A 16,340-nucleotide genomic window follows, 5' to 3' on the forward strand; every position below is an offset into this window, starting at 1 on the left:
CGCACTCGTGACGCGTTTGCGCGCTCCGCGCTCTCCAATCGGGAAATTTCGGCAAGGCTTCGCGCTTCGGAATCGTTCACCAAAGCAAAAATCGCATGCGAGGATGTGTTGCAAAGCAGCGACTTGATCGGGCATGGTTCCCGCGAACTCTTGAAATGCAGAATATCCACCTGCGTCGAACGTCAAGAAGAAGTAAGAATTTGCATAGGAATGCAGGATGGAATTCCTGACGACCAGCGAAGCCGCCGACTATCTTCGGCTCGGCGAACGCAAGCTCTATGAACTCGTCACCACCGGCGCGATCCCCTGCACCAAGGTGACCGGGAAGTGGCTCTTCCCGCGACACGAACTCGATCTCTGGGTGCTGTCGGGCCTCGCGCGTCCGGCCGGCATGCTGATTGCGGAGCCGCCGCCGGTGGTGGGCGGCAGCCAGGATGAACTCCTGGATTGGAGCCTGCGCGAATCCGGCTCGGGCCTGGGATCGATCAGCGAGGGCAGCGTGCGCGGGCTCGAGCGCCTGCAGCGCAACGAAGTGATGGCGGCGGCGGTGCACTTTCACGGGCAGGACGCTTCCGACGATGTCGCCGGGGATGCCAGTGTCGAGGCGCTACGCGCAGCTCCCGACCTGCACGATGCGGTGCTGGTGGCGTTCGTGCGCCGCGAGCAGGGGCTCGTGCTGCCGCCAGGAAATCCCAAGCAGCTGCACGGCCTGACCGACGTGCTCGCGCTCGGCGCCAGGGTGGCGATGCGGCAACAAGGCACGGGGGCGCAGATGCTGCTCGACGTGCTGCTGAAGCGCGCCGGCGCCACGACGCGGGATTTGCGCCGGGTCGAGACGCCGGCTCTCACCGGTCCGGACCTTGCCGAGCTGGTCCGCGCCGGCCAGGCCGATTGCGGCATCGCGACCCGCGCCAGCGCGCGCTCGGCGGGGCTCGATTTCGTGCCGCTGGTCTGGGAGAACTTCGACCTCGCGATGCGGCAGCGCAGCTATTTCCGCCCCGCCATGCAGGCCCTGCTGCGGTTTCTCGCCGAAAGGCGGCTGCGCCAGCGCGCCGAGGAGCTGACCGGCTACGATCCTTCGGCCGCCGGCCAGATCCGGTTCGCAGCCTGACATTGACGCCCGCCCCCAAATAGTTGCAAAAGAAACCAATTCAGCCGGGGGCACACCCGGAGCAACACCGGCCAACGCGCCGGATCAGGGGAGGAGACACGTGAATCCAACGAGATTTGGACTACCGGTCGCGGCCGGCTTTGCAGCAACGATCCTGGCGGCGACGCTGACGTCGGGCGCCGCCATGGCGCAGGTTTCCGACGGCGTCGTCAAGATCGGCGTGCTCACCGACATGAACGGGCCGGCGTCGGCGCCGACCGGCCAGGGCTCGGTGACGGCGGCGCAGATGGCGATCGACGATTTCGGCGGCACCGTGCTCGGCAAGCCGATCAGCGTCGTGGTCGGCGATCATCAGCTCAAGGCCGATATCGGCGCCTCGCTGGCGCGGCGCTGGTTCGACGTCGAGCAGGTCGACCTGATCGTCGACGTGCCGGTCTCGGCGGTCGGGCTCGCGGTGCAGAACATCGCCAACGAGAAGAAGCGGCTGTTCATCACCCACTCCACCGGCACCGCGGACTTCCACGGCAAGTTCTGCTCGCCTTACGCGATCCAATGGGTGTTCGACACCCGCGCGCTCGCGGTCGGCACCGCGGACGCGGTGGTCAAGCGCGGCGGCGACAGCTGGTTCTTCATCACCGACGACTACGCCTTCGGCCATTCGCTGGAGCGCGACGCCTCCGCGGTCGTCACCGCCAATGGCGGCAAGGTGCTGGGCTCGGTGCGGCCGCCGCTGGCAACGCCGGACCTCTCCTCCTTCGTGCTGCAGGCGCAGGCCTCCAAGGCCAAGATCATCGGCATTGCCGCAGGTCCCCCCAACAACATGAACGAGATCAAGACCGGCTCGGAGTTCGGCGTGTTCAAGGGCGGCCAGCAGATGGCGGCGCTGCTGGCGCTGATCACCGACATCCACGGTCTCGGCCTGCAGGCCGCGCAAGGCCTGCTTCTGACCACCTCGTTCTACTGGGACATGGATGACAAGACCCGCGAATGGTCGAAGCGCTACTTCGCCAAGATGAACAAGATGCCGTCGATGTGGCAGGCCGGCGTCTATTCGAGCGTGATGCACTATCTCAACGCCATCAAGGAGACCGGCAGCGACGATCCGCTCAAGGTCGCCGCCAAGATGCGCGAGAAGCCGATCGAGGATTTCTTCGCCCGCAACGGCCGTTTGCGGGAGGACAATCTGATGGTGCACGACCTCTGGCTGGTGCAGGTGAAGACGCCGGAGGAGAGCAAATATCCGTGGGACTATTACAAGATCCTGACCACGATCTCCGGCGACAAGGCGTTCGGCCCGCCGGACCCCGCGTGCCCGCTGGTGAAGAAATGAGAGTGGCGAATGGCGAATAGGGAGTGGCAAATGGACTAACTCCATTCGCTACTCGCAACTCGCCATTCGCTATTTCGTCACTCCGATCTCGCGAAAATACTTCATCACGCCGGGATGGATCAGCTCCGGCCTCGGCGCCGCCGCGACGGTGTTCGAGGCCGTGGTCTCGCAGGCCTGGGCGAGCTTCTTGCAGAACGTCGCCTCAACGCCGTGCAGCGTCTTCGCCAGGCGATGGGCGACGTCGTCAGGCAGATCCTCGCGCGTCAGCACGAAGCTCCACGAGCCCAGCGAAGCGATCGGCGCGTCCTGCTTCGGATAGCTGTTCGCCGGCACCAGCAGCGGCTTCAGGAACGAATGCCTGGCGCGGATGCGCGTCATCTCCTCGACATCAGGCGCGATGAAGCGCGCGCCTGACGCGCTCGATGCGACCGCGGCAAAGCCGGGCCAGCCGATGCCGGCGCCCCAGAGGGCAGCGACGCGGCCGTCCTCGACCATCGCGGGGCCGTCGCCGGCGCGGTCGAGATAGACGGCCTTGAAGTCCTCGTCCTGCTTCAGGCCGATGCCGTCGAGCACGTAGCGCGCCAGGATCGGCAGGCCCGAGCCCCTGGCGCCGAACGCGACGGGCTGGCCGACCAGATCGCGGATGGTCCTGTAGGGGCTGTCCGCGCGCACCACGAACATGCCGGGATTGGAATAGATCGCCGTCAAAATTTTCAGCCGCGCCGGCACGCGGCCGATGCCGGCGAAGGCCTCATAGGCCGGCTCGCCCGCGACCAGCGCGAGATCGAGCTCGCCCTTCTCCAGCAGCGGGATGTTCTCGTTGCTGCCCTTGGTGTTGCGCGGCGCGATGGAGAGGTGCGGATCGGCCGCGTTCATCACCTCGGCAAAGGCATTGCCATAGAGCGGAAAGCCGCCGCCGGGCGTCGCGGTGCCGAGGCTGAGTGTCGTGGTCGGAATGGCCGTGCCTCCGGTCTGAGCGGCAACCGGGCTCAAGAGCAGCGCCGCGCTGACGAGGATGATTGCGAATCTCATGGTCGTCCCTGAGGGCTCGCGTCAACACCGACTTGCGGCGATGTAGGCAGGGAGCCGATTTTGTGAAAGCATGCTCCCAACGACAATAGAACAACGGGAGGCGTCATGTTGCGCATTTTGCGGTGCGGTGTTTTCGGGCTCGCGGTCCTCACAGGTCTTTTCAGCGTCACGCCTCCAGCCTCCGCCGCCTATCCCGACCGCCCCGTGCACTGGCTGATCGGATTTTCCGCCGGCGGCCCGGTCGACATCGTGGCGCGGATCATGGCGCAGTGGCTGTCGGACCGTCTCGGCCAGCAATTCATCGTCGAGAACCGCACCGGCTCCGGCGGCAACATCGCCGCCGCCGCCGCGATCAGCTCGCCGCCCGACGGCTACACGCTGCTGTTCGTCGCGCCCAACAACGCGATCTCGACCTCGCTCTACAAGAAGCTGCCGTTCGACTTCCTGCGCGACACCGTGCCGGTCGCGAGCATCATGCAGCTCACCAACATGCTGGTCGTGTCCAACGCGTTCCCGGCCAAGACGGTCCAGGAGTTCGTCGACTATTGCAAGGCCAATCCCGGCAAGATCTCCTTTGCCTCGTCCGGCAACGGCACCTCGGTGCACATGTCGGCCGAACTGTTCAAGGTGCTGACCAAGTGCGACATGGTGCACGTGCCCTATCGCGGCTCCGCGGTCGCCTTCCCCGACATCATCTCCAACAAGGTGCAGCTGATCTTCGACAACCTGCCTTCGGCCATGGAGCAGGTGAAAGGCGGCAATGTCCGCGCGCTGGGCGTGACCTCGCCGCGGCGTTGGCCGAGCGTGCCCGACGTGCCCGCGATCGCCGAGACCGTGCCGGGCTTCGAGTCGGTCGGCTTCTACGGCATCTCCGCGCCGAAGGGCACGCCGAGCGAGGTGATCGAGACGCTCAACAAGGCCGTCGGCGAAGCGCTGAAGGACCCGAAGCTGGTCGCGCGACTCACCGAGACCGGCGGCATCCCCAAGCCGATGACGCCCGCCGAGTTCGGCAAGCTGGTCGCCGACGAGACCGAGAAGTGGCGCAAGGTGGTGGAGTTCGCCGGGGTCTCGGTGGATTAGCGAAGGGCCCAGCCGCGAGCCCGCCGTTCGCCGGCCAGACATCGGAGGGGACCGACAGGCCCCCTCGCGTCAAAAGTCGCAAAACAACCCCATGCACAGTAGACGAGGCCAACAATTTCAATGGGTTACCTGACCCGAGAAAGTCGGCCGTCGCAAGAACAGTTTGCGTCGGGCAAAACAGGGCTATGCAGGCATCAACGCCCGATTTCGGTTATTTACAAATGAGCAGCGATGCCGCCGGGGTGTTGCCGCCCGCCAGGGCCAGCATTGCACCCCCGCCTCCATCCCTGTAAACGAACCGCGCACCGTTGCCGGCCGCGCAAGTCCCGCGAGCCGCCGCGCGGCGGGGCCTGTAGCTCAATGGTTAGAGCCGGCCGCTCATAACGGTCTGGTTGCAGGTTCGAGTCCTGCCGGGCCCACCAGCCTTCGCTCGCGAAGCGAGTGAAGGCTGCCGCGCCGAAGCCCACTTGGGTGAAGGCGGGCGCTGCACGCGAGCTACGGCTCGGCAAGCCACCCTGCGCCCAATCAAAATATCGAAAAACAACCCCATGCAAAGTAGCCGGTGGTCGCTGGCATAAATGCTTGAAGCGAATCCAGCGAGATCATTTTGACACGTCGGGCAAATCAGTGGCACTAATGCATCGTCGCGCAATTCGAAACGCCGACCGGCCCCCCACAGCAGCAGGCTCTTCGGCGCGATTGCAGGCAAAACCTATACAAAACGTGCATGATCTCGATCAAGAACCGCTGATTTTGCTTGGTTTCCCGACAGAGCCCGCTGCCAGACTTGACGGCAATGTTACTCTCCACACGCTAAGCCATACGGCAGCGACCTGGCTCATGCAGCTAGGCACTGACCCATGGCAAGCGGTGAAGGTTATGATCGACACCTACGGTCATCACCATTCCGATTACTTGAAGGAGGCGTCCGGGGCGATCACTCGCAAGCGGGAGACGCCCAAGCGCGTCGTCGGCACCCGCGAGGCGGCCAAGCCAACCATCCGTACTCGCAGCATTCGAGCAATCTAGGCCGTGAAACTATAAATCTGCCGGCGGAAGGCTTGCCAAAGTCCGCTATGCCCGGATAGCAGGTTTCGCAGCGCAGCGAGTCAATCCTGCTTCGCTCGCTATGCCTTGTACGGTGCGCGCAGATTAGGCATGGAATGATCGCAAATCGGCAGTCGACATGCTTGTTCACAGAATCCTAGTCTAACGGGCTAGCGTATTCTTGTAGATATTTCCGTCCTTCATGATGATCTTGAAGTTGTTGGCGGGATCGGCAATCAGGTTGATATTGTCCAATGGATTTCCATCGATAAGGAGCAAATCCGCGAGTGCGCCCTGTTCCACGACGCCGAGTTTGCCGGGATAAGGATTCCGCTTACCGGACAGCCCCAGCAGTTCGGCGTTTGTCGATGTCGCCATGATCAGCGCTTCCGCGGGGGTGTACCAGCGTGAAAGCGAGGCGAGGATGGCCCCTTGTTGGCGTGCCAGCGCGGCGGAGAATAGGACGTCCGTGCCCCACGCCGTCTTGATCTTGTACTTCTTCGCCAATTCGTAGGACCTGGCTATGCCGGGCCAGACCTCATCGGCCTTGGCTCGCTGGACGGAGCCGACTGGAAAGCCCAGTCTCAAGTCCTCGGGGAGAGGCTGCATGCTCAGCCAAACACCCTTCTCTGCCATCAGTTTGGCTGTTGCTTCGTCCACCAGGAAGCCGTGCTCGATACACTTCACGCCAGCCGCAATAGCCCCCCGGATCGCAGCCGTTGTAAAGGCATGTGCGGCGACGTACGTGCCCCAATTCTCGGCCGCTTCAACCGCGGCGCGCAGTTCGGGCTCGGTAAAGGTGGTCACGTCGATCGGACTGAAGGGGGACGACACTCCGCCGCCCGCCGTCAACTTGACCTGGGAGGCGCCCTGCATGAGCTGTTCGCGGGCGCGCACGCGCACCTCGTCGGGGCTGTCCGCCACCATTGCGCCGCCGGTCTGCTCCATGCGGGTGGGCATGCCGCCGATCGTCCGCGGCAGGTCAGTGAGCTGGCGGAAATCCCCATGCCCGCTCGTGACGGTAATGACGGCGCCGGACGGATAAATGCGCGGGCCCTTGACGATGCCCTCGTCGATGGCGCTCTTGAGACCGAACACCGGCCCGCCCACGTCGCGAACGGTAGTGAAACCGCGCATCAGAGTGTCGGTGGCCTCGGCGCCGGCCAGGAGATTGAGGTAGCCGACGTCGCCGAGCGACTGTGCCGGTGTGACCCGGATCAACATCGCATGCCAATGGTTGTCGATGAGGCCGGGCATCAGCGTGCGCTCGCCGCCAGCGATGATGCGTGTATCGGCGCGGCGATCGACTGCAATTGGGGCGGTCGAGATGCGCTCGATAATATTGCCCCTGATCAGGACATTTGACGGGGCGGAGAGCGCGGCGCTCTTGCCATCAAAGATGCGAACGTTCTCGAAAAGCGTGACGCCGGATTGTTCCTGTGCGCCGCTTAGCTGACAGAAGCCAATGGATAGGGCCGAAAGCAGCGATGAAAATGCGGTTTGTCGAAACCATTTTCTCATTTCGCGCGCCTCACTGTTCCGACCGAAGTTCAAAGCCTATGACGGTTGGCGTGATCTGTTGCAAGAAAACGCCACAAGATCGCAGGCATTTCGCTCGAGCGAATGGGAGCCAGGCTCGCTTATGAAAGCAACTCAATTTCGCCACACGTTTCCTGCGCGATCCCAAACCTAGCGATGAATGTATCGCCTTCCGACAACTCGGCCGGATCGCTCGTCGATGGTTAGTCGCAAAAGGTCGCGCCCACGTCGCGTTTCGCCGCTAACAATCCAATGTCGTCCTCGCACACTCGCGCTTCTCACGCGATTGATGCCGTTCCGTTGCGCGATGCGTATCGCCTCACGCCGATCGATTCCACGCGATCTGCGATCGATGCGGATGCCGTCACGGTCGATCGTCACGCTTTGTGCCAATGCTGTCGAGACAGCGGGCATGGTGGGTGCGCAAAGACAAAGAACTAAGATGACAAGAGCAAGGTAGCTGACCTTTCTCATGACGCGTCCTCCACGTACTCAACGCGTGTGGCACATCCTTGCAGTCCGATCGCGGCCCTTCGAATCAACCAAAAGCCGGCAAAAATGAGGGCAGCTTCCCGGCTCGCGGATGGCAACTTTACCGTGTTATTCCTGGAACTTAAACGACAGGTAACCTGACACATTGGAAGACAGCATCTGGCCGATATTCCCATTCAAAAGCATCGTCGGCTCCTGCTGAGCCGGCGTTGATCGCTGCTTCAGCACGCTTCCCGCGTCAGGGATCAGAACGAGCCAAATGATGAGCCAAGGATGATGATTGCGGCGAGCGCAATGATCGGACCGACGATGCCGACTTTCACGGTGGGTTGATCCGCAAACGGTGAGCAGTGTAACCACCGCACCGTTGTGCGGTAGACTATCGAGTGTGCCCGAACCGATCACTGCTACGCGGTGCAGCAGCGCGGGATTGAGGCCAACTTCGGCAGCGCGCTGAATGTAAGTCGTTCCGAGTGCATCAAGGGCAATCGTTAGTCCGCCCCATGCCGACCCCGTGAGTGCCGCGAGCAGGTTCGTTGCGACCGCCAACGAGACGAGCGGACCGCCGCCGATATTCAACACCGCGTCCCGCACCACGCCAAAGGCGGGCAGCGCCGCGACCACCGCGCCAAAGCCGACCAGACTTGCGACGCTGATCGCAGGAAGAACCGATGCATTTGCGCCGGCATCCATCGTCATTCGAGGTGTCGGCAGCCGCTTCCTGTTGAGCGCAATGACGGTCGCAATCGCACATATCAGGGCCGTCATGACGGCCCAAACGCCACCAACAGCCGCCAGTGATGTTCCCCCCAACGAGCTTCCGCGAGGAATGATGTATCGAGAGAGGCAAGATGAGAGCCGACATTGTGAGATTGACACCGATGACAACGACGAGGGGCAGCGCGGCGAACGCTAACGACGGCGGGACATCGGTCATCTGACCACGCGAAATCTCTGCCGGATCAAAGTCGCGTGACGCCGTGGCGCGCTCTCGAAGCTTTTCGTCGTCGGCGAGACGATCTGGTGAAAACAGCACGTCGTCGCCGAAGCCTTCAGCATGTTTTCTGGCGCCGTCTCTTCTCGATTGAGCCACCAAAGCCCGAATGCCAGCATGATCAGGGATGCCAGCACGCCCAGTCCCGGAGCAGCGAATGGAGTCGTCCCGAAGAAGGGCATCGGAATAGCATTCTGGATCGACGGCGTGCCTGGCAATGCCGACATGGTGAACGTTGATGTGCCCAGCACAACTGCGGCAGGCATCAAACGCCGTGGAATGTCAGCCGAACGGAACAGCTGCTGCGCCATTGGTGCAAGCACGAAAAAGCGACGAAAAGGCTGACGCCGCCGTAGGTGACGAGTGCTCCTGCGCATACGACAGCAAGCACCGCTCGCTGCGAACCCAGTTGGTAAGTCATGAAGCTAGCGATCGCTCCAACCGATCCGCTATCCTCCATTAGCTTTCCAAATAACGCCCCAAGCAAAAATAGTGGAAAGAACTGCGCAAAGAAGCCGGCGGCGCTTCCCATAAAAGTCTTCGCGTGGATTGATCTGCACCAGGATCGTGTCGTGGGCGTCGCTCTCTCTCACGAGCGGTGTGATGGTCGGATTGCCGACATAGCCGCCGTCCCAGAAAAATTCACCGTCTATTTCAACGGCCTGAAACATCGTCGGCAAACACGCGGATGCCATGAGAACGAACGTCTGGAGTGATCTCCGAATTGCGAAAAATATGCCCGCGGCCAGTGCGGACGCTGGTAGCGGTAACGAACAGCCGCACCGGGGAGCGCGCGAGGCGTTCGAAGTCTATGCTTTTGGCGAGAATGGCACGCAGCGGATTGTGGCCGAACGGATTGAGATTGTAGGGTGAGAAGACGCGCGACGTCATGTCCATCGCAAGATAAAGCGGAGAAGTGTCGAGCGTCCAACGACCCATCAAACGGTCGAGAGGCGAACGTTGCAAGGGACTGAAAACGCTGCTTGCGATACCTGTCTCCAATAGACATCGAGCGCCGCCCGGGCACCCGCGGCTCCGCCCTTTGTCCATCCGTCCGCCAGCACTGCGGCGTTCATCGCTCCGGCGGAGGTCCCGGAAATTGCTTCGACGCGCAGCCAGTCCTCCTCGAGCAGCCGGTCAAGAGCGCCCCAGGTGAAGGCGCCGTGAGAGCCGCCGCCCTGCAGGGCAAAGTCAACGAGAACGGGCGTGCGGGAGGAAGCCTCGGTAAGCTCTTGCTGCATTTTCGGCTCCTTGTATTCGGAGGCAGCGGCAGGCTTTGTTGCAGCTTTGATTTCTCAAAAGCGCTTATTATCTCTCACCAAGATTGCGGCCCGATTGTCCGGTCTATACCACAACTCAAGCAAGAGGCGCCAATCAGTGTACACTGCCGGCTGACGCCTCTCTAGCAATATAGTGCGCTCGCCCCGGTGTCCGGCGCACCGATTCTGGGTTCGGCACTGATGCGGCAGGAGGAGGCAGGTGAGTTCAGTCCGGAAGTTCGTATCCACGTCGTTCGGCTGGTCGACCGAAATAATTGGCTTTCTCTGCCGGATCGTACTCGTCACATGGGCCGTTCTGGCCATCTATTACTCGAACTTGCCTTGGGGCGGGCCACGTACCATCTTGGCCGGAGCGTTTGCGGCGTTCGCGATTTGGGCGCTCTGGCTCTCGCGCCAACGGCGCATGTCCGTTGTCTTCCTCGTGATGTTTTCCGCTGTCGTCGCATGGTGGATCGCAATCCCACCCTCGCACAACCGCCATTGGCGGCCGGAAGTCGCGGTGATGCCGCGCGCGGTTATCGAAGGCGACCACGTGCGCCTGACCGGTGTACGTAACTTCGACTACCGAAGCCGGAACGACTTTACTGTGCGCTACGAGGAGCGCGTGGTGTCGCTGTCGCACTTGATTGCCCTTGATTTCTACGTTTCCTACTTTGCCGAGGGGCCGGTCGGACACACGTTCGTGAGTTTTATCTTCGACAATACGCCGCCACTGGCTATCTCCATCGAGACGCGCCCCGAAGTCGGCGAAGGCTTTGCGCCCGTTGCCTCCTTGTTCAAGCAATTCGAGTTAATCTACGTCGTAGGTGAAGAACCTGACGTCGTAGGCGTGCGTACCAACCATCGTCAGGAGCCGGTGTACCTGTATCGCCTCAATGCATCGGCCGAAGACGTGCGCCGTCTACTGCTGGTTTATTTGACGCGCATCAACGAACTCGCCGATCAGCCAGAGTTCTATCATCTGTTGACCAACAGCTGTACGGTCAACATCGTGCGCTATGCGAATGCGGCCGGCCGGAGGGGCCGGTTCGACATTCGCCATCTCCTCAACGGACTGATCGACAGCTACCTGTACCACTCGGGCCGGATAGACACGACGCTGCCATTTGATGAACTGAGGCGAGGATCCCTGATCAACGAAGCCGCACAGGCGGCCGATGGCGGAGCCGATTTCTCGCAGCGGATTCGCTTATCCTTGCCGACAATAGTCCTGCCTTAACTGGAGAGGACTCATGAGCTTGTGGGTCTAATCGCTGATCTACGACCTCTCGCGGAAATAGCAAGTCCAGCCATGTCCCCTATGCCGCCGAAAACGGAAGCAGATTCACAGCATTGGCTGGAACGCAGGGCATGGCGGTTGATCTCATATGATGCCAGCCGTTCTCCTTTGTTCTTCGGGTCCTGTCGGGGTCCCGATTGGGTCCCGCATGAACCTGAACGAACGCAGAAGATCGCAAATTGTCGACGTAGAAAACCTCGAAAAAACAAGGGCGTTCTGCTGATCCAGGCCGCTCATGCAGTCTGGTTGCAGGTTCGAGTCCTGCCGGGCCCACCAGCGGGATCAAGCACCTAGCAATCGCTGAGAGCGGTCGTGTACCGAAAGGTGCGCGGATTGATTTTCGGTCATTCGACTTGGCGCGCTACGGTTTCTCCGCCGCAATCCGACCATCCGGATCCATTTTCAGATGCTCACCGCGATCGGTGGTGAAAGCCGTGGTGCTGGGCAACGCCAGGCGCTGTCTCATAAGCCCTGTTGGGCCCAAACACGGGAGCCGCGCCGCCGGGGCGTTCCAGGCCCATTCTGCCTGCTGGAGTCAGTTCGCAGTCGTTCAACACATCCCGATCGGGATATTGCGCCTGAAACGAATTTGGATCTTGAGTCGCCCACAATGGGCACTGGGCGCTTGCAGAGCTTATCGCGCCAATCGACATCATCGCTGCAATAACAAAGGTCCTGAATCCAGTCATGGTCGTGCTCCTAACGGCTGTTGTTTTTGTGCGGAGCATTCGCGCTGGTTCGAATCGGCTGCTCTGTTGAACGCGTTTCCTTCGAGTTTCTTGGATGAACATTAGGTGGGTATGCGCTCGGGAAAAACACGCTGTGAAAAATCACAGCTGCGCGAATGGCAAATCGGTATGCTCACCATTGCGTGACGCACACCCCCATCCCCGCATGTCTGAAGCCGCGTCACATCGGACACGTTCGCCAGAGTCGCTCCAGCATCGGCTGCTGAGTGCAGAAGCCATGCGAGATCGAATATGATCAACCAGGCAGTTGGACTGTGGTGACAGCGCTGGCCTGCACCCCAATGTATGTCACCTGGAATTGACGCTCATGCGAAGGCTCACCCGGAGGAGATCACGGCAACAGCTTCGTTCGTTGTCACAATGGCACTGGCGCAGTTCGGCATGTTGACTCCAGCGCTGCGTGCATCTCCCGATCCGAGTAGCTCGCGATGGCGTCGCTGACCACCGTGACCGCGTAACCGAGCTCGGCAGCGAAGCGCACCGCCGCCTCCGCTTTGGATATCAACGGGCGTAGCGGATGAAGACGTAGTCGCGATCCTTAGCAGGCTCGTGGCAGGAGAAGCAGGCCTTGTGCACCGCCCTCGCTGGCAGGCTTGCCGTCCTTGAAATCGGTGGGACAGGGCGAGATTGCGGTCTCCGGCACGTGACCTGGTCGAACACGTTGGGCGCAACCTCAACGACCCGCGAGATCACGACAAAACTTCCCGACGGCGTCAAATAGTTCACCGGCGGCGGGACCAATACACGGGCTGAAATTTGCAGCTCTACGAAACCCTCTTTATTCCGGGCGGCTGCCAGGTTCCTTCGCCCGCGGGCAGGATCGAAGGTGGCTCTGTCTTCGGCCAGTAGAGCCGCATCACCAGATAAATCGGGCCGTCCGGAGCCGGCAGCCAATTGGCTTCCTTGTCGGTGCCCGGTGACTTGTTCTGGATGTAGAACGTCAGCGATCCATCGGTGCTGGTCTTCATGCCGGACAGCATCGGTGAATTGATCAGGTACCGGTTGATCGGGTTTTCGATGAGAAGCTGCGTTTTTCCGTCGTACATTGTGATGGACCAGAAGGCATTCACCGGCGGCTGCTGACCCGGAGCGAATGTCAGCGTGTAGGTGTGCTTGCTGCCATCGAGTGTCTGGCCATCACTGTCGGTGCGAGTGAGCGGGTACACCGCCTCCACTGCATCGTTGCCGTAGATGCCGGCCTTGGCGGCGACAGCGCGCTTCAGCCAGTCGCCGTTGTAATGCGCGCTATCGCCCGGCAACGAACTGACCCGCCAGCCGTTGACATCCTTGCCGACCGACGCGACAGCCTCATCGATCTTCCGCTCCCCTTCCTTCATTCCCAGGCCGATTTCGAGCTTCTGCTCCAGCGGCAGGTCTCTGAAGTTGAAGGTCTTGCCGGGTCCAACGCCGATGGTGGCAAGCTTTGCGCGCATTTCCTTCTCGTTCTCCTGGACGGGAGCAAACTGTAGGGCAAAATCGAGGAATTCGAAGAAATTGGTCTTCACGAGCTCCTTGTCGATCTTTGGAAAATCGATTGTCGCCGCGGCAGTCGTGACCGGTTGTTTCAGATAGGCAGAAAGCGTCTGTACTTTGTACCCGTCTTGCACCTTCTTGACGTTGTCGAGGTCGTCGGCGTTGAAAAGCTGGGTGCGATAGCCGGCAACTGAAAACTGCGTGCTTGACCGGAACACCTTCTTTATTCCAGGCGGGGTCGCACCCTTCCAGTCCGGCCCCACCACCATGTAATCGCCGGCCTCGCTTCCCGTGGCACGGTTACCGATGTAGCCGTAGTTGTAGGTGTTGCCGTCGCAGAGCATCACCGAATAGTAGCGCTTAGGGTCCACTGCCGGAACGGAAAGAATGATCGGCTCCGCCCGCAGGTCCATCCACACGAATGAATAGGGCGTGTCGCTGTTCGGCGTTACGATGGCGGTGTCCTTGTAAGTGAACACGTTGGGCTCGTTCTTTATCTGATTGAACGGCGCCTTGAACTGCCCCGAATTGCGATCCACGGCGTATTCATACATGACGGCATAGTTCATCACGATCGGCAGGCCGTAGATGAAGCCTGCCTCGGCAACGTCTTTTGCCTTCATGAAGCCCGGTCGGTCGGCGCTGGCCTGGGCAAACGCCGGCACGGTCCTTGTCGCTGCAAGGGTGATCGTCGTCATTGCAGCAGTGCGAAGCAGTTCACGTTTGGTCAACATGTGAATCTCCTTCAGGATCAACCCGCTTCAGCTTCGAACGATCGGTCTTCCAGAGGTGTTTGTGCTCGTGCGGTCGAACGCCGGCGCCAAAGCGCCGGCGTTCAATTCAACTTTTATTGAGCCAAGCCCACCGTTCCCGCCTGCGTCTTCACGACCGGCGGCGGATTCCATTTTCCGGTTAGCGCATCGGACTTCGGGCTGTAGAGGCGCATGGTCAGATTGAAGGCTCCCTTCGGCGCCGGAAGCCAGTTGGCATCCTTGTCCTTGCCCGGACTATCGCTCTGGAAGAAAATATCGAGCGACCCGTCTGCGTTGTACTTGAACGGCATCCAGCTGCTCACCGCAAAACGGTTGAGCACGTTGCCGACCTGGAAACCTTCGGGGTCGTATAGCGTGATCGACCAGAAGGCATTGACCGGCGGGGCGGCGCCCTTCTCAAACGTAATTGTGTACTTGTTGGCTCCATCCAGCGGCTTGCCGGTCTCGTCGCCGAGATTGAGCGGATAGATGGCATCCTCGGGCAGGTTCGCGCCCAGCCCAAGTTGGGCGACGATGGCTCGCTTCAAATAGTAGTTGCCGTAGACACCCATCGTATCGGTGTTCATCGACCAGCCGTTCGCGACCCGCGCCAGTGTCGGCACTTTCCATGCCATCAGCTTCTGGCCATCCTGCGGTGCGGTCTCCAGCGCCCGTTGCAACACCGGATCGAGCTTGCCGATGTCAAAACTCTTGCCAGGCTCGATGCCGATCTTCTTCATCCGCGCGACGATCGGCTCATCGGTAACGTGCGGCGGGTGAAGCTTGAGCAGCTCTGCGGCGTTGGCGAAGTACACGCCGGCCGACATGGTGTCGACCTGGACCTTCGGCGGCGTCTTCATGTCGATGCCTGGGTCCGGCTTGAATTCGACCGGCTTCGGTGTCTTGCCGTACTCGGAAAGCAACGTGACCTTGTAACCGGCCTGAATCTTATGGACGGCATCGTAATCCGGCGGGCCATCCGTCTTGGTGCGGCCGATCACCCAGACATAGGGCGTCGGCGCTTCAATGCGTTGGGTGTCGCCCGGAAGCCTGAATTCTTCCGCGAACCTGTCGCGCAGATCGGGCCGCCAGCCCGGGGGTGTGATCAGAAACGTACCGGCCTTGGTGCCCGTCGTTCGCCAGCCGGGCGATGCGAAGACGTCGGTCCACATGTCGAGCATCGGCAGCAGATAGTAGCGCCCATTTGTATCTGGTACGGAGATGACGACGGGCTCCTTGGTCATGTCCAGCCAGGAGGCGGAATACAGCGTATCGAAGTTCGACCGCACAACGCCCTTGAAATCCGCCGGGGGGTATTCCGGCACGTTGACAAAGGTATTCATCGGACCTCGGAAATCGGTCGTGCCGTTGGTGAATTGCTTTCTCGTGATGTCCATCGACATCAACGAGTAAAAGTAGACATAGGTATCCACCGCGATGGCATGCGCCTCTTGTTCGGTGATGGCCGATGCAGTGCCCTGCGCCCGCGCGGCAGGCGCGGCCGCCGCGCCGAGGCAAAGAGAAATTATCAGCGTCAGAATTCCTCGAAACATGTCGAATCCTCCTCTTACGATTTGGCGATTTCTGATTTCCACGGGAATTCGATACGAACAGCGAAGACACGATCTCCGGCTTGACCGCCGCCGTGGACGTACCGATTGTTTTCAGGGAATGCGAGACCGGCGGTGTTGCGCAACGTCTGCCTCCATACCCCCCAACACCATCGTTGCCAGTAATTCAGCGATCTGAACCAGTTTTGCACGCTTCATGTTTGCCTCCTCCTGTTTGGGAGGTTCGGCAGGCTTCCCGATGATTTTGTCTGCAAGCAGCCGATCGGTGGCCGGCGAGAAATCGAACGTCGGCGCCAAAGCTCTGACGCTTCACCCTTCACTGAGCCGACAGCGCGGCAAGGCAGAAAGATAAGGTCAGTCCTGGGACCCGCAGGAGCATGTCAAACACCCTTTCTGACCTTCACTATGATGCGTGGGATCTTCATCCCACAGGGCCGTCGCGCTACTGCGCGAGAAGGACATGCAACATCGCCTGCCGAAAACGCTGCATGGCGTCCGCAGAGATCGAAACGGATGCGCTGGTCTTGCTGGTGATAAGGTGCTTGTCGCTAAACGTGGGTGCGAAAAAATATTTCGTCAGCCTCTACGAGCACGACGCTAGCACAGCACGC

The 16,340-nt window shown here is 60.9% G+C and carries 9 protein-coding genes, 1 tRNA gene and 3 pseudogenes; 6 read left to right on the forward strand and 7 right to left on the reverse strand.

Annotated features, from left to right (window positions below; translation table 11 throughout):
- Positions 1-217 precede the first annotated feature (217 nt).
- A complete protein-coding gene (locus tag AC066S_RS11870; RefSeq protein WP_135170450.1) occupies positions 218-1,111 on the forward strand; it encodes a helix-turn-helix transcriptional regulator in 894 nt (297 codons plus the stop codon).
- Between the two features lie 100 nt (positions 1,112-1,211).
- Entirely contained in the window at positions 1,212-2,441 is a 1,230-nt protein-coding gene (locus tag AC066S_RS11875; RefSeq protein ID WP_478269738.1) for an ABC transporter substrate-binding protein, read from the forward strand.
- Between the two features lie 69 nt (positions 2,442-2,510).
- Here the strand turns inward: AC066S_RS11875 and AC066S_RS11880 are convergent, their stop codons facing one another.
- Positions 2,511-3,473 (reverse strand): TAXI family TRAP transporter solute-binding subunit, encoded by a 963-nt coding sequence (locus AC066S_RS11880; protein ID WP_478269739.1) that lies wholly within the window; start codon positions 3,471-3,473, stop codon positions 2,511-2,513.
- 105 nt (positions 3,474-3,578) lie between these two features.
- On the opposite strand from AC066S_RS11880, the gene AC066S_RS11885 reads away from it, so the two are divergent.
- The 3 genes from AC066S_RS11885 (at position 3,579) to AC066S_RS11895 (ending at position 5,582) form a co-directional block, all read left to right on the forward strand.
- Positions 3,579-4,553 (forward strand): Bug family tripartite tricarboxylate transporter substrate binding protein, encoded by a 975-nt coding sequence (locus AC066S_RS11885; protein WP_478269740.1) that lies wholly within the window; start codon positions 3,579-3,581, stop codon positions 4,551-4,553.
- Between the two features lie 346 nt (positions 4,554-4,899).
- A tRNA-Ile gene (locus tag AC066S_RS11890) sits at positions 4,900-4,975 on the forward strand.
- 160 nt (positions 4,976-5,135) lie between these two features.
- A complete protein-coding gene (locus AC066S_RS11895; protein WP_347338961.1) occupies positions 5,136-5,582 on the forward strand; it encodes a site-specific integrase in 447 nt (148 codons plus the stop codon).
- A gap of 180 nt (positions 5,583-5,762) precedes the next feature.
- On the opposite strand, the gene AC066S_RS11900 is transcribed toward AC066S_RS11895, so the two are convergent.
- From AC066S_RS11900 to AC066S_RS11910, 3 genes and pseudogenes are all read right to left on the reverse strand, one after another.
- Positions 5,763-7,121, reverse strand: coding sequence for a metal-dependent hydrolase family protein (locus AC066S_RS11900; protein ID WP_126259918.1), 1,359 nt, complete (start codon positions 7,119-7,121; stop codon positions 5,763-5,765).
- Between the two features lie 755 nt (positions 7,122-7,876).
- A pseudogene (locus AC066S_RS11905) lies at positions 7,877-9,166 on the reverse strand (GntP family permease); the annotation flags it as partial.
- A pseudogene (locus tag AC066S_RS11910) lies at positions 9,165-9,866 on the reverse strand (patatin-like phospholipase family protein); the annotation flags it as partial. The pseudogenes AC066S_RS11910 and AC066S_RS11905, both read right to left, overlap by 2 nt.
- 238 nt (positions 9,867-10,104) lie before the next feature.
- Here AC066S_RS11910 and AC066S_RS11915 point away from each other — a divergent pair.
- Positions 10,105-11,124, forward strand: a complete 1,020-nt coding sequence (locus tag AC066S_RS11915) for an Lnb N-terminal periplasmic domain-containing protein (RefSeq protein ID WP_478269741.1) — start codon at positions 10,105-10,107, stop codon at positions 11,122-11,124.
- Positions 11,125-12,250: 1,126 nt separating this feature from the next.
- On the opposite strand, the pseudogene AC066S_RS11920 reads toward AC066S_RS11915, so the two are convergent.
- The 3 genes and pseudogenes from AC066S_RS11920 to AC066S_RS11930 all read right to left on the reverse strand — a co-directional run.
- Positions 12,251-12,423: pseudogene (locus AC066S_RS11920) on the reverse strand (isochorismatase family protein); the annotation flags it as partial.
- Between the two features lie 274 nt (positions 12,424-12,697).
- On the reverse strand, positions 12,698-14,140 hold the full coding sequence (locus AC066S_RS11925) for a DUF1254 domain-containing protein (protein WP_478269742.1): 1,443 nt from the start codon (positions 14,138-14,140) through the stop codon (positions 12,698-12,700).
- 113 nt (positions 14,141-14,253) lie between these two features.
- Positions 14,254-15,711 carry a DUF1254 domain-containing protein gene (locus AC066S_RS11930; RefSeq protein WP_478269743.1) on the reverse strand — a complete coding sequence of 486 codons (1,458 nt, stop codon included), beginning with the start codon at positions 15,709-15,711 and terminating at the stop codon, positions 14,254-14,256.
- Positions 15,712-16,340: the final 629 nt, after the last annotated feature.

It is taken from the genome of Bradyrhizobium sp. CFUWI (assembly GCF_056429085.1).